This window comes from Lysinibacillus antri (assembly GCF_003977595.1).
GTDB lineage: Bacteria > Bacillota > Bacilli > Bacillales_A > Planococcaceae > Ureibacillus > Ureibacillus antri.
Map to the genome: position 1 here is coordinate 13,358 of NZ_RYYR01000041.1, position 14,094 is coordinate 27,451.

The 14,094-nt window shown below is 42.0% G+C and carries 20 protein-coding genes and 2 rRNA genes; 12 read left to right on the forward strand and 10 right to left on the reverse strand.

Features of this window, described 5'->3' with window-relative positions:
• Position 1 precedes the first annotated feature (1 nt).
• Genes EK386_RS18565 through mdh form a run of 10 tightly spaced genes read left to right on the forward strand, consistent with a single transcriptional unit; the run spans position 2 to position 7,812 of the window.
• Positions 2–1,366, forward strand: a complete 1,365-nt coding sequence (locus EK386_RS18565) for an ethanolamine ammonia-lyase subunit EutB (protein ID WP_126660676.1) — start codon at positions 2–4, stop codon at positions 1,364–1,366.
• A gap of 8 nt (positions 1,367–1,374) precedes the next feature.
• Positions 1,375–2,274 carry an ethanolamine ammonia-lyase subunit EutC gene (gene eutC, locus EK386_RS18570; protein ID WP_126660677.1) on the forward strand — a complete coding sequence of 300 codons (900 nt, stop codon included), beginning with the start codon at positions 1,375–1,377 and terminating at the stop codon, positions 2,272–2,274.
• Positions 2,275–2,285: 11 nt separating this feature from the next.
• Positions 2,286–2,933 (forward strand): ethanolamine utilization microcompartment protein EutL, encoded by a 648-nt coding sequence (eutL, locus tag EK386_RS18575; RefSeq protein WP_126660678.1) that lies wholly within the window; start codon positions 2,286–2,288, stop codon positions 2,931–2,933.
• 20 nt (positions 2,934–2,953) lie between these two features.
• On the forward strand, positions 2,954–4,447 hold the full coding sequence (locus EK386_RS18580; protein ID WP_126660679.1) for an aldehyde dehydrogenase family protein: 1,494 nt from the start codon (positions 2,954–2,956) through the stop codon (positions 4,445–4,447).
• 17 nt (positions 4,448–4,464) lie between these two features.
• Positions 4,465–4,749: a BMC domain-containing protein gene (locus tag EK386_RS18585; RefSeq protein WP_126660680.1), complete on the forward strand. Its 285-nt coding sequence runs from the start codon at positions 4,465–4,467 to the stop codon at positions 4,747–4,749.
• 34 nt (positions 4,750–4,783) lie between these two features.
• Positions 4,784–5,407, forward strand: a complete 624-nt coding sequence (locus EK386_RS18590) for a phosphate propanoyltransferase (protein ID WP_342774280.1) — start codon at positions 4,784–4,786, stop codon at positions 5,405–5,407.
• Positions 5,365–6,228 carry a phosphate propanoyltransferase gene (gene pduL / locus EK386_RS18595; RefSeq protein ID WP_126660682.1) on the forward strand — a complete coding sequence of 288 codons (864 nt, stop codon included), beginning with the start codon at positions 5,365–5,367 and terminating at the stop codon, positions 6,226–6,228. The genes EK386_RS18590 and pduL overlap by 43 nt, the downstream gene beginning before the upstream one ends.
• 19 nt (positions 6,229–6,247) lie before the next feature.
• Positions 6,248–6,520, forward strand: coding sequence for a EutN/CcmL family microcompartment protein (locus tag EK386_RS18600; protein WP_126660683.1), 273 nt, complete (start codon positions 6,248–6,250; stop codon positions 6,518–6,520).
• Positions 6,521–6,522: 2 nt separating this feature from the next.
• The gene (locus EK386_RS18605; protein WP_126660684.1) at positions 6,523–6,867 is read left to right on the forward strand and encodes a BMC domain-containing protein; all 345 of its coding nucleotides are present in this window, start codon (positions 6,523–6,525) and stop codon (positions 6,865–6,867) included.
• A gap of 6 nt (positions 6,868–6,873) precedes the next feature.
• Positions 6,874–7,812, forward strand: coding sequence for a malate dehydrogenase (gene mdh, locus EK386_RS18610; protein WP_126660685.1), 939 nt, complete (start codon positions 6,874–6,876; stop codon positions 7,810–7,812).
• Positions 7,813–7,881: 69 nt separating this feature from the next.
• On the opposite strand, the gene EK386_RS18615 is transcribed toward mdh, so the two are convergent.
• From EK386_RS18615 to EK386_RS18650, 8 genes are all read right to left on the reverse strand, one after another.
• Complete coding sequence (locus tag EK386_RS18615; RefSeq protein ID WP_126660686.1) at positions 7,882–8,436, reverse strand: GNAT family N-acetyltransferase; 555 nt, start codon at positions 8,434–8,436, stop codon at positions 7,882–7,884.
• The gene (locus EK386_RS18620) at positions 8,437–8,943 is read right to left on the reverse strand and encodes a GNAT family N-acetyltransferase (protein ID WP_126660687.1); all 507 of its coding nucleotides are present in this window, start codon (positions 8,941–8,943) and stop codon (positions 8,437–8,439) included.
• 156 nt (positions 8,944–9,099) lie between these two features.
• Positions 9,100–9,576 (reverse strand): GNAT family N-acetyltransferase, encoded by a 477-nt coding sequence (locus EK386_RS18625; RefSeq protein WP_126660688.1) that lies wholly within the window; start codon positions 9,574–9,576, stop codon positions 9,100–9,102.
• A 68-nt stretch (positions 9,577–9,644) separates the two neighbouring features.
• Positions 9,645–10,520, reverse strand: coding sequence for an alpha/beta fold hydrolase (locus EK386_RS18630; RefSeq protein ID WP_126660689.1), 876 nt, complete (start codon positions 10,518–10,520; stop codon positions 9,645–9,647).
• A gap of 146 nt (positions 10,521–10,666) precedes the next feature.
• Positions 10,667–10,930: a hypothetical protein gene (locus tag EK386_RS18635; RefSeq protein WP_126660690.1), complete on the reverse strand. Its 264-nt coding sequence runs from the start codon at positions 10,928–10,930 to the stop codon at positions 10,667–10,669.
• Between the two features lie 57 nt (positions 10,931–10,987).
• The gene (locus tag EK386_RS18640; RefSeq protein WP_126660691.1) at positions 10,988–11,428 is read right to left on the reverse strand and encodes an ASCH domain-containing protein; all 441 of its coding nucleotides are present in this window, start codon (positions 11,426–11,428) and stop codon (positions 10,988–10,990) included.
• A 68-nt stretch (positions 11,429–11,496) separates the two neighbouring features.
• Entirely contained in the window at positions 11,497–12,015 is a 519-nt protein-coding gene (paiA, locus tag EK386_RS18645; protein ID WP_126660692.1) for a spermidine/spermine N(1)-acetyltransferase, read from the reverse strand.
• A 15-nt stretch (positions 12,016–12,030) separates the two neighbouring features.
• Entirely contained in the window at positions 12,031–12,483 is a 453-nt protein-coding gene (locus EK386_RS18650; RefSeq protein WP_126660693.1) for a MarR family winged helix-turn-helix transcriptional regulator, read from the reverse strand.
• A 115-nt stretch (positions 12,484–12,598) separates the two neighbouring features.
• Here EK386_RS18650 and EK386_RS18655 point away from each other — a divergent pair, with 115 nt between their 5' ends.
• Complete coding sequence (locus EK386_RS18655; RefSeq protein WP_126660694.1) at positions 12,599–13,048, forward strand: GNAT family N-acetyltransferase; 450 nt, start codon at positions 12,599–12,601, stop codon at positions 13,046–13,048.
• A gap of 56 nt (positions 13,049–13,104) precedes the next feature.
• The gene (locus EK386_RS18660) at positions 13,105–13,563 is read left to right on the forward strand and encodes a GNAT family N-acetyltransferase (RefSeq protein WP_126660696.1); all 459 of its coding nucleotides are present in this window, start codon (positions 13,105–13,107) and stop codon (positions 13,561–13,563) included.
• A 266-nt stretch (positions 13,564–13,829) separates the two neighbouring features.
• Here EK386_RS18660 and rrf read toward each other — a convergent pair.
• Positions 13,830–13,945 (reverse strand): 5S ribosomal RNA (rrf, locus tag EK386_RS18665).
• A gap of 62 nt (positions 13,946–14,007) precedes the next feature.
• Positions 14,008–14,094, reverse strand: a 23S ribosomal RNA gene (locus EK386_RS18670); the annotation flags it as partial.

Below are 14,094 nucleotides of genomic sequence, written 5' to 3' on the forward strand. Positions count from 1 at the left end.
TATGAACCTTTCAACAAGTTTAGGTGGTATTGTGTATCGATTTCACCATTTAAAAGAAGTATTCGCCAAGGCCAACGAGTTGAAATCTGGCGATATATTAGCCGGGTTAGCTGCCGAAACCGTACAAGAACGCATTGCGGCCAAAGTAGTCTTAAGTGAACTGCTACTAAAAGAGATTCGAAATCACCCACTCATCCCAATGGAAGAAGATGAAGTATCACGCATTATTGATGGCGATCTCAATGAAGTCGTTTATAACGAAATTCAAAATTGGACTGTCGCAGAATTACGTGAATATATTTTACGGAGCGATGTCCAAAATGCGGAGTTGCGGCGACTCAGCAAAGGATTAACTTCCGAAATGATTGCCGCCGTGGCGAAATTAATGTCCAATCTCGATTTAATCCATGCAGCGAACAAAATTGAAATTATCACCACATGCAATATTACGATTGGACAAAAAGGAACCCTTGCCTCTCGACTACAGCCGAACCATCCCACAGACAATTTAGATGGCATTTTAGAGTCGTTAAAAGAGGGTCTTTCGTACGGTGTTGGCGATGCGGTCATTGGCATCAATCCTGTTGATGATTCAGTGGAAAGCGTCAAACGGATTTTAGAAGGCACAAAGGAATTTATGAATGAGTGGAAAGTTCCCACTCAAAATTGTGTCCTTGCTCATATCACAACCCAAATGAAAGCGATTCGGAAAGGTGCACCGGCCGATATGATCTTCCAAAGTATTGCTGGAACCGAAAAAGCCAATCGTTCCTTTGGGATTTCCGCTGAACTGATACGAGAAGCTGATGAATTAATGAAAAAGCAGAGCACGAGTGCCGGTCCTAATACTTTTTATTTTGAAACCGGACAAGGCTCTGAACTGTCTGCCGATGCCCATTATGACATCGACCAAATGACATTAGAATCGAGAAACTACGGATTTGCCCGTCATTTCAATCCCTTTATCGTCAATACCGTCGTCGGTTTTATCGGTCCTGAATATTTATATGACAGCAAACAAGTCATTCGAGCTGGCCTAGAAGATCATTTTATGGGAAAACTCCATGGCATTCCAATGGGCGTGGATATTTGTTATACGAACCATATCAAAGCAGACCAAAATGATAACGAAAACCTGGGCGTACTCCTTGCGACAGCCGGGGTTAACTTTATCATTGCAGCTCCTCTTGGCGACGATGTGATGCTCAATTATCAATCAATGAGCTACCATGATATCGCCACATTACAAGAAACGTTTAATCGAAAACCATCTCCTGCATTTTATGACTGGCTTGTCCAAATGGGGATTTACGAAAATGGGCGATTAAGTGCACGCGCTGGAGATTTAACAATTTTTGAAAGGTAGGTGGAATTATGGACTCCCAAACGATTGAGCAAATTACAAAAATGGTCATCGAAACGCTAAGTGAACAACAACAACACGATACCAAGCCAATGATTTCGATACGGAATCCTTCTGAACCGTTCCGGGACAACAGTTCTCTTTCAAGTAACGGTTTCATTCCCATACAAGAAATTGCACCGAAAGAGTTTTTCGAAGATTTCGACGAAAAATATGCGAATGCACGAAGGAAAACCCCTGCACGGATTGGCATTGGACGCTCTGGACCAAGACCACTCACGAAATCGCTCTTAAAATTTCGATTGGATCATGCGGCGGCCGTCGATTCCGTCTACGGAGAAGTTGATGCATCATTACTCGAAAAATTAGGGTTTTTCACCATCCAAACGAAAGTAGAAAACGATAAAGAAACATATATTTTACGACCGGACTTAGGCAGAAAGTTAACTCAACATGCAAAAGACCTGTTGCTTAGTCGCTGCATGATACAACCGCAAGTGCAAATTATTGCTTCCAATGGGCTAAGCGCAAAAGCCATTAATGCCAATTTAGAAAATGTTTATCTCTCGTTAGTACAAAGTTTAGAAAGCCTTCAGTTAGCGATGGGCACACCCTTTTATATCGAACAAGGGCGAGTTGGCTTAATGGACGATATCGGCGAAGTACTAAAACCTACTGTCGTGATTTATTTAATCGGAGAACGACCAGGATTGGTCACAGCCGAATCGATGAGTGCATATATTTGTTACCAACCACGCCATGGAACGATTGAATCCGATCGTACCGTCGTATCAAACATTCATCAAGGTGGCATCCCCCCTGTAGAAGCCGGTGCTTTTTTAGGAACGATTATCGAAAAGATCTTGAGATACGAAGCAAGCGGTATCAAGTTAGTTGAAAAAGAAGGCTAGGAGGTGTACCGATGGGCGCACGTATATATGCGGAGATTTTAGCGATGAAAACTATTCCCAGAGTAAACGATCAGCTCGCCCAAGCGTTAGAGTTAACCCCACAACACCAAAGTATCGGCATTGTCACCTTCACCATTGATGACGTCGGCTATACGGCCATTGATGAAGCAACAAAGAAAGCCGATGTCGAAGTGGTATATGCGAAAAGTTTTTATGCAGGGGCAGCTCATGCATCAGGTCCTTTGTCAGGTGAAATGATTGGCATCGTAGCCGGCTCTTCCCCCGATGAAATCAATAGCGCATTTGAAGCCATTAAACAAAAAGTAACCTTTGACGCCTATTTTGAGGAAGTGGGGTATTTAGGTAACCACGCCATCTATGCGCATACAGTATCAAGCTGTGGGAGTTATTTAGCGAAAACAGCCAATGTCCCTGTTGGCAGTGCGTTAGCCTATTTAATTGCCCCACCACTAGAGGCAGTAGTCGGAATTGATGCAGCTTTGAAAGCGGCAGATGTAGAGTTAAAAGTCTTTTACGGTCCTCCATCTGAAACGAACTTTGGTGGCGGACTGCTTAGTGGATCACAGTCTGCATGTGAAGCAGCAGCGGAAGCTTTTCGACAAGCCATCGAGAAAATTGCATCGCAGCCAATAGAATAGCAAGAAAGGATGGGTGAACAATGATTGAAATTTTAAAAACGACGACAAGTCAAATCGGTCCACTTGAAGAGGTCGATGTAAAAGTCAGACTAGCCAATGAAGCACAAGCTCAGTTTATGACCTTTGACCAGCAACAAGTAGACAAAATTATCAAAGCTATAGCAGACATAGCATACGAAAACGCCGAGTATTTAGCCAAATTAGCTGTTGAAGAAACCGGCATGGGCGTGGTTGCACATAAAAAGATGAAAAATGAAGTGGGCTCACGGGGGGTATACGACGATATTAAGGCTTTAAAAACAGTTGGGATCATCAACGAAAATCGGCAGAAAAAAACCGTCGAATTCGCAACACCCTATGGAGTCGTGGCTGCCATTATTCCTACAACGAACCCAACGAGCACCGCTATTTTTAAAACATTAATTTCCTTAAAAACACGCAATGCCATTGTCGTAAGTCCTCACCCGTATGCGGTTAACTGTACAAATGAAGCGTTACGTTTATGTGATGAAGCTGCCAAAAAAGCGGGGGCGCCAGAAGGACTTATCCAATGTTTAACGCAAAAATCGATGGAAGCGACAGAACGACTAATGAAGCATCCCGAAACCCATGTCATCTTAGCAACGGGGGGTGGCGCTTTAGTAAGAGCGGCGTATAGTTCGGGCAAACCAGCATATGGCGTTGGTCCTGGAAATGTACCCGCTTATATCGAAAAGTCCGCCAAATTAGACCGGGCATTAAAACATGTTGTGGAAAGTAAAAGTTTTGATTATGGCACCATTTGCGCAACCGAACAAGCGCTAATTTTAGACGAGGCCATCTATGACAAAGCGATCGAAAAGTTAAAAAAATTAAATGTCTACTTTTTAAACGATGCCGAAAAGCAGACCATGGAAAACGTGATTTCACCTGAAGTCGGCAAAGTAAATCCTAAAATCGTCGGCAGGTCGCCTCAAACGATTGCGGCCCTTGCGAACATTAACATCCCGAAAGAAACCAAAGTGATTGCCGGGTTTGAATCACGCGTTGGAAAAGATGTTCCCTTCTCTTTGGAGAAACTGTCACCCATTTTAGCCGTGTATCGTGTGAAAGATCATGTGGAAGCAAAACATCTATGTAGTAGTCTGTTAGATTTAGGCGGACGAGGCCACACCTTATCCATTCATACAGAAAACGAGCAACTGGCAAAAGATTTCTCACTGGCATTACCGGTTTCACGTATTGTGGTCAATACCATGTCCACATTGGGCGCTGTTGGGGGGACAACGCATTTAAGACCGTCCTTCACATTAGGATGCGGATCATTCGGCGGCAATATCACTTCTGACAATATTTCAGCGGAACATCTGATGTTAACAAAACGAATGTCCTATGGCGTAAAAGAAGTGGAAATCCCTGCTTCTCCAATAAATGACGTCGTTACATCCGTTGTGTCCCAAACATCTAATATACCAGTCAGTGAAGACGTCATCGCCAAAATTGTCGAAGAAGTATTAAAAAAAATTAATCACTAAACAAGGAGGAATTATTTATGAGTCAAGGTACAGCATTAGGAATGGTTGAAACAAAAGGTTTAGTCGGCGCAATTGAAGCAGCTGATGCGATGGTAAAAGCAGCCAATGTTAATTTAATTGGGAAAGTCCATGTTGGTGGCGGTATTGTAACCGTTCTTGTACGAGGGGATGTCGGTGCAGTCAAAGCAGCCACAGACGCAGGGGCAGCCGCTGCAGAACGTGTAGGTGATTTATTATCTGTCCATGTCATCCCACGTCCACATAACGAACTTGAATTCATTTTACCAAAGCTAGACCAATAGATTGGTAGGGATGGAGATGAACATAAAAACAACCGTGCCCATCGGTATATCAGCTCGTCACGTCCATTTAAGTGACGCCCATATTGTCCAATTATTCGGACCCCATGCAACGCTTACATTTGATTTTAACCTATCGCAACCAGGGCAATTTGCGGCAAAAGAACGTCTTACCCTTCGAACGCCAAAAGCAGAAATCAAAGGCGTTCGGGTATTAGGTCCCGCAAGAAGTGTTTCGCAAGTTGAAATTAGTAAAACCGATAGTTTTGTATTAGGGTTACGTCCCCCTACAAGACTTTCTGGCGATTTAGCACATAGTGAAAGCCTTACACTCGTTGGTCCTTATGGCGAAGTAACGTTAACAGAAGGCTGCATTATTGCCCAGGCACATATCCATATGACGCCTAAGGATGCGGCTGATTTTGGCGTGATGGACGGTGAATTCGTCGATGTCTTTGTCGACTCTGAACGTACCATTACCTTTCATCAGGTCGCCATTCGCGTTTCACCGGACTTTCAACTCGAAATGCACATCGATACCGACGAAGGAAATGCCGCTTCCCTTACACAAGGTGCGATGGGACAACTGATCAAAAAAGAAAGAGAGGAGGAAGGAGGATGGACGAACAACTTATCCAGGCCATTGTTGAACAAGTCTTAACCCAACTGAACCAAAGTACTACACCGACTGAAGCGCTTGATCAAAGAATCCCGATTGCCGTTTCCGCACGCCATGTTCATTTAAGTTTAGAGCACATTGAGCATTTGTTTGGCGAAGGATATACTTTGACACCAAAATCGGAACTTTCCCAACCCAGACAATTTGCGGCGATGGAACAAGTCACCATTGTTGGTCCAAAAGATGCTATTTCAAACGTTCGAGTACTCGGCCCTGCACGTGATTTAACGCAAGTGGAAGTGAGCTTAACGGATGCTCGGAAATTAGGCATTCACGCACCACTCCGCTTTTCAGGAGATATCCAAAACTCAGCACCCGTGACCATTGTGGGCCCAAAAGGAAGTATTTATTTACACGAAGGATGTATCGTGGCCGCTTCGCATATTCATATGTCTCCGGACGATGCGCGTCGATTCAACGTTACAGAGGGGCAATCCATCAATGTTCGTGCCCATTCTGCTCGACCTGTTATTTTTACCAATGTGAAAATACGAGTCTCTGAGCGCTATCGATTGGAAATGCATATTGATACCGATGAGGGAAACGCTGCCTTTATTCAAGGAAGCTCCTATGGTGAAATCATCTCGGAGGAAGAAACGAATCAGCCGATACCAACGATCAAAAAAGAAGCCTCAACACCCGAACAAAAGAAAGAATTGGTTGTCTATCAAAAGAAGGTTTTAACAGAACAAGCTGTACTGAAGCTAACCACCCCTGAACTGCTCTTACCGAAAAAGACCATTGTGACGGCTCTTGCAGAGGATGCAGCGAGACGAAAAGGGATTACATTAGTCAGACAATAAGAAGCGTAGGTGAAAAACGATGATGATTGCACGTGTTATCGGAAATGTTTGGGCCACACGGAAAGAAGAAAATTTAAACGGATTGAAGTTACTCATTGTACAACCCATCGATTCCAATAACCAACCGATCCGCCATGAACTCGTTGTGGCAGATCGCATCGGGGCGGGCGTTGACGATGAAGTATTAGTAACGAGTGGTGGTTCTACCCGCTATATCTTTGCCAGTACCCCCTTACCAATTGATGCAGTTGTCATCGGCATCATTGATTCGAAGGAAGTTAGAGGTGAATAAACATGACGCAAGCTATGGGAATGATTGAAACAAAAGGATTAGTTGGATCCATCGAAGCAGCAGACGCAATGGTCAAAGCAGCGAGTGTATCCATTTTGAAACAAGAAATGATTGATGGTGGCATTGTAACAATTCTCATTACCGGAGATGTCGGGGCAGTCAATGCGGCGGTCGAAGCGGGAAAAGATGCCGCTAGTCGAGTAGGCGAATTGCTAGCAGCTCATGTCATTCCACGTCCAGATCAAGAAGTCGCTCGGATGTTTGAACCAAAAAAAGAGTCTGTTGCACCACGAACAAGGAAGAAAACATCGACTATTTCTTCAACTGACAACGCCACAAAGGAGTGAAATTAAATGAGCTTTCGACGCAACAAAATCGCCATTATTGGAGCAGGTCATACCGGGATGACCACGGCTCTCTACTTAGCTCAGAAAAAATTAGGGGACATTGTCGTCGTGGATATTCCGAGTGCAGAAGGCCCCACAAAAGGAAAAGCGCTGGATTTATTCCAAAGCCACTCGATTGAAGGATTGAATAGCCAAATCACAGGTACAGCCGATTATCGGGAGATCGAACAGGCGGATTTAGTCATTGTCACAGCAGGTTTACCTCGAAAGCCTGGCATGAGCCGGGATGATCTCGTCACGATGAACGTCTCCATCATGCAAGAAGTGGCGCAAAATATTAAAACATACGCCCCAACAAGTATCATCATTGTGCTCAGTAACCCCGTAGACGTGATGACCTATGTGTGCTTAAAAGAAACAGGATTTCCAAAACATCGCGTAATCGGGCAATCCGGTATTCTCGATTCAGCACGATTTAATACGTTTGTTGCCGAAGAATTAGGCATCGCGATTGAAGATGTTTCTAGTTTTGTGTTGGGAGGACATGGCGACGAAATGGTTCCACTTGTTCGTTATTCCTATGTCGGTGGGATTCCCATTGAGAAAGTGATTCCCCAATCACGACTTGATGCCATTGTGGAACGAACACGCAAAGGAGGAGGCGAAATCGTCAGCCTTCTTGGAACAGGGAGCGCGTATTATGCCCCCGCTGCTGCCCTTGCCAAAATGGCCGAAATCATTATTCTCGATCAAAAACGCATCGTCCCAAGTGTCGCCTACCTTGAAGGTGCGTATGGCTATACCGGCATCTGTCTTGGCGTCCCAACCGTTCTAGGAGGGCAAGGTATTGAAAACATTATCGAACTTGATCTCACATCGGATGAACAAGAAGCATTACACGATTCAGCCAATGCTGTCCGTACGTTGATTGAAAACTTACCATAAGAATATCTCATCCCCATGAGAAACCCAGAAAAGCAGCTAAACTAGAAGCTGCTTTTCTTGTTATAACGGTTATAGCACCTGATTTTGCAAGCGTCCCATGACCACCGTATTATAGTAATGTCCATCCGATAGAAGCTTGTCTTGTCGTAAAATTCCTTCGACTTCAAATCCATATTTTTTGTAAAGGAGGATCGCTTTCTCATTGGTTTCAAGCACATTTAACGTAATCTTCTTAATCTCATTGATGTCTGCCCACTGAATTGATTCGTTTAAAAGATTTTGACCGATTCCGTAGCCCCAATAATCTTTTAACACACAAACCCCAAATTCTACTTTATGATCCGTTCGTTTTAATCCATTTCCTTCACACCTAGAAAACCCGACAATTTGGTCATTCACTTCCGCAACTAAAAAGAGATTTCGCCGACTTTCTCTGTCATTCTTAATGATTTTTAAAAAGCCTGCTTCATCTAGATATGCCTCTCCTTGTTCACGATCTAAATTTTCCGTTTCACCATCGATCTGCCATCGAACTTTCACTAATTGTTTCGCGTCTTTTTCACTTGCCGTTCTGATCACATAATGGAACTTTTTCACCGTGAATTCCTTCTCGTCTACCCACATTTACATCTCTCCCCCATTCCATCTATACTGAACAAACGATTCACCATTCCAATGTTCTTGTTCGGTTTGGATGTGCGAAAATCCGTTTTTCTCCAACACTCTTTGAGAGGCAATGTTATGTGTCGTTGTCTTCGCGAAAATTTGCTTAATGCCTAGTTGATATGTTTTTTCTAATAAAAGGGCCAATGCGTTGTTTGCGATGCCTTTTCCCGTATAGGCTTTTCCCACTCGATACCCAACATGGCCACTCCCTTGCGCTTTATCGATATCGACTAGGTTCGTTCTTCCTACAATGACGCCATTCAGATCTTTTATTAGATACAAATACGATATTCCTTGTGCTTGTTCTATAAGCAGGGCGTTATTGTTCTTGATAAAGGTGTCCAAGTGATAGTAATCCTCCCCACGACTCGGGACCATTTCTTCAAAATACGCTCTGTTTTCTAGCTCAAATTCATAGAGCTTCTCAAAATCATCTCTGTTCAATAGCTCAAGTGTAATCTCCATCCTCATCCCCCGATTCAAAAACTGCCGTTATAACGGTTATATCTTCTAATTTTAGTCCTAAATCCCTCAAGAACTTGATTAATCCTGACAACTAGAACTAAACGCATCGCCTGTTATAAGTGATATAACAACTATCACACGTGTCTAACACATCCCCTACAATACCTTCAACAATTCAATTTCATCTCTAATGGGAATGCCATCATGACCAATAACGGGGATCTCCGGTTTGATTTTTCTTGCTTGTTCTACGGCATTGTTTAAAATTCGGGAGAGCACATAGCCCCGCTTTTGATAAAACTTTAAAGCGAATAAGTTATCGTTTGTAGTAATTAGTTTGATACGTGTACAATTTTTCTCTGTCGCGAGCGTTTCTACAGCTTGTACTAAAGATGTCCCTATGCCTTTTCCTTCTTCGATACTATCTAATGAAATAATTTCGCATTCATTGTCCTCTAAAATGTATGTAATTAATCCTATAATTTGAGCATTTTCGTTTAAGATTGCAAACCCATCTAGCGTACTACAATCATACACCCCACTCGAAATCACCATTTGAGGACTTCCCCAATGCAACGAAAAGAATTCGATGATGTGTTTTTTCGGCACATCCTCAACAGCATAAATTTTCAACTGCAGCCACCTCACTTTTGCTTATCTCCTACACCCTATTAACAGCCAAAAACAAGGTGCTATAATGGTTATAGCGCCTTGATTTCAACCTCATTCTCTTTTAGAAACTGCATCATCTTTTCATCTGTCATAGTAGATGAATGACCTAGCCAAATTAAATGTCCCCATGTTTCAAGTAGGTACAGTGTAGACGATGGGATGTGTTGATGGGCATAATGCGGGTGTTCTAATGAGACGGAACCATCATATTGACTATGCAGAATCAACGTAGGACAACTGATTTTTCTTAAATGATCACGCTTGATTTCATTGGCTTGTTTTATATCTATAAAAAAACCTTCTCCTGAACGTTGTCGGTTATTCATTCGTCTAATCGCTTCCACATCACTTTGCTTGATATCGCCCGCTTCACGATAATTTAACTTACTGAAAGAAGGAAACATTTGTCTAAAGATGAATCGAGGAAAAAGATTATTCATCCACGCAATAAGCCCCCATGTCAATCGCTCTGTTTTCGGATTAAATAAAATTCGGGCCGCTTGATACGTCAAATCCTTTGGTGTCAGCCATTTTTTCGTCACCGCCGATTGCAAGGTCAACGTGGACACTAGCTCTGGGTAGTTGGCCGCAAAATAAAGCCCACTTGGACCGCCTGCGGAAATCGCAAGGACGTGTACTTTTTCAATATTTAACTGATGAAGTAATTTCGCATAATGCGTACACGCAACGGCAAGACTCTCCCCAACCGCTTTAGATGTCCTTCCATAGCCCGCTCTAGACGGTGTGATTAAAGAAAAACCATTTTCGACTAAATGCTTATACCCAAATTCCTCATAACAATTCGAATGCCCCCCATGCAGGACTAATATCGGTTCACCTTTTCCGATGATTGAATATTCAATCGACATCCCTTCACATTGAAAGATTTCAATTTTTCGCTCCATCCCATTCCCCTACTCTCTCAACCATAACTTTTCATAACGCTTCCTTGAAATAGACACTTCCTTGTTAAAGAAAGTTTCAACAATAATGAAAAAATACCCATAATAGTGCGTGTTCCACTTGATATAGCGGCGTTATAACACCGAGTTTATAGATTTGACTTCAATGTTTTATTTCGATTTAAATAAAACCTGAGCGCCAAAATCACTTGCATGAAAGGAACCCATTTTACCCAAGGAAATGGCGGGTATCCACTGAAATACCATGCATCCGGATAAAGTAAAAGAGCACTGATCAACATCCATACCCACGAACGCTTTAACAATGCATAGACAAACGCTAGGATCGCACCTAACAATAACGGATAAAACAAACCCAATGTCCTTAATAACACCCCTACAATTGCTTCCATGAAAGAGCCCCCTGTCCTCTATATTCAGTGTAGTTATTCTACCTTTACAAGACTCGTTTATTTTGAATAGACGTTTTTGAACCGTTCACAAACAACTAACATCGTAGGCGAAAATTCCATCTCATAACTTTTTAACGCTTCCGTAAAGAACTTTTCGTGCGCATCCCACCAAAATGGATAATCGACTACCCCTTCTGCTAAAGCAAACTCTTCCGTCACCTCATTCATCGGCAACACTTCTACGGATTGGATTTGAATGACAGCGACGGGTTCGTCTTGACCATTTAACACAATATAATACTCCCCAGCTTGAGGAAGAGCTTCGTTTTCTAACTCATAAAATAGAAATCCTGAAGTAGTCGCCGTTTTTTTCCCTTCCACTACTAGTTCTGCTAACCAATCTGCAGAAGCGCCAAATTGAAAGGCTGCCTTATATATCAGTCCTTCTTTCTGATGTTCTACACAAAACTCTTGCCAAAATTGTTCTACCTGACTCATCCATCATCATCCTTATTCTCTATTATTTAAGCAAACTATCATGTTAGACGAACAAATCCCCGATTACGTTACAAGAGTGATTTAGTCATAATGAAATCCGTTTGTTTCTCATCTCCCATCTGAAAGGCATGCGTCCCCGTTTGAACAAAGCCCATTTTCTCATAAAAGGCAATCGCATTATCATTTTTTTCCCATACGCCAAGCCAGATGTTCGTTTTCTTTTGCGCTATGGCTATTTCCATCGCATGATTGAATAACAACTTGCCAAGTCCCTGTTTTTGATATTGGGCTTTTAGATAAATTCGCTCAATTTCAAGTGATTTGTCCCCCATTGCCTCTGACTGAGCTTCTCCCATGTTCACTTTTAAATAGCCCGCTACGTCATTATCTACCGTAACAAAAAAGAACTGGGAATTAGGATTCGCTAACTCTTGTTCCAGTTGGTTTACGGTAAAGGCCTTTTCTATATAGACTGTCATGTTTTCAGGTGAATTCTGCTCTTGAAATGCCTCATAGAATGTTTCGATACTAACTGTTTGAAGGGTTTCTAGATCTTCCCTTGTGCATGTTTTCATCTCCGTCGTCATGAACTAAATCACTCCTTAATAATTTCGCTTATTTCCCTTTTTTACATATTCCCAATCTTTTTCCACATTTTTTCGAACTCGTTGAAGCAAATCGAAAATCGTTCCAATCTCACTTTTGGAAAATCCATCTAGTGCTATGGTATTGGAATACTCGTGTTCACGTTTAATAAATGGATAAACAAGCTTCCCTTTTTCAGTTGGGTAGAGTTTTTTAATTTTTTTGTTCTGTTCATCTTCTTTCTTTTCAAGAAAACCATTGATTTCTAGTTTTTTAATTGCACGAGCTGCTGTTGTTCGATCAACTTTAATCATCTCGGCTACTTTTTCTTGAATGATGCCGGGGTGTTCACAGATGCGCACAAGATATAAATACTGTCCTTTTGTCAGATTATGCTCTTTAAATTCGATATTACTAATTGAATCCAATGCCCGTGCAATCATCCCAATTTCCCGAAGAATTTCCTTCATAACGCACTCCCTTCGTACAACTTTTTGTTGCAAATACTATAAAAATATCCTACATTTAATGTAGCGAAAATTTGTTGTATTTACAACAAAACAATTATTTAAAGGAATGAATCCTATGAATGTAAAAACAATTACGATGGCTGAGGAATTACAGATGGCATTTGAGATAAGAAAGGAAGTATTTGTAAACGAACAAGGTGTCCCATTAGAGGATGAATATGATCAATTTGATACACTGAATGGACAGTGCGAACACGTTTTAGTTTATTCCGATAAACAACCTGTTGGAACAGGTAGAATTAGAGAGGTGGAAGGCTTAGGAAAATTAGAACGAATTTGTATCTTAAAACCATATCGATCATTAGGTCTAGGAAAAGTGATTATCCATGCCTTAGAGGAAATCGCGTCAAAACAAGGCATATCTAAAGTTAAATTACATGGCCAAACACATGCAGAAGGGTTTTATGAAAAACTTGGCTACCAAACTGCATCCAACGTCTTTATGGAAGATGGTATCCCCCATATCCTCATGGTAAAAGAAGTCACGCCAAATGAATCATGCTAAAACACCTGATATAGCAGCTATATCAGGAAGACTATTAGCGAAAAAGGAGATTGCTCATGGAATTACAAACAGAACGACTCATGCTCATCCCTTGTACGGAAGAGGCCTTACACAGCAGTGCACCAGCAGATGACTATGAAATCGGCCCACATATTTCGATGTATATAACGGAATTAAAAGAAGACCCTACACTAACTGGCTGGGGGGTATGGCTCGTGATCGAGAAACAAACTCGCAGCATTATTGGGGATATAGGGTTTAAAGGCAAACCCGATGCGAATCACACAGTGGAAATCGGCTATGGCATTGTCCCCTCAGCCCAAAACAAAGGCTATGCAACAGAAGCTGTGCGCGCATTAATTGATTGGGCGTTCTCTTTTGATCACGTAAAAACCATCGTTGCCGAATGCCTGGAGGACAATGTGGCGTCTATTAAGGTGTTAGAAAAAGTACAGATGCAACGAACAGCACTCGAAAAGAATATGGTGAAGTGGGCATTGAAAAAAGAGGGTTAAACCTCACACGATATAGCAGCTATATCAACCTAGCATTCTCTTAGGATTTCTTTTGATTAATTCTAATAAGCTATTAGTAAAACCCTTGAATTCTACGAGGGGGATTATCCTATAAAATTCACGATGCTCATTTTGCGCCAATCAATAAAAGCGTTTAATCACCAACGCGAATTAGCTTTGAATAGAGGAAATTCATCTGCTATATCACCGTTATAACGCCGATATAATACAAAAAACACGACTCTAAAAGTCGTGTTTTTTCATATGCCTAGCAACGTCCTACTCTCACAGGGGGAAGCCCCCAACTACCATCGGCGCTAAAGAGCTTAACTTCCGTGTTCGGTATGGGAACGGGTGTGACCTCTTTGCCATCATCACTAGACTATTTAGTTGAGAGTTCGTTCTCTCAAAACTGGATAAAGACATTGATTGCGTATTCAAGATTTGGTTAAGTCCTCGATCGATTAGTATTCGTCAGCTCCATGTGTCACCACACTTCCACCTCGAACCTATCTACCTCATCGTCTTTGA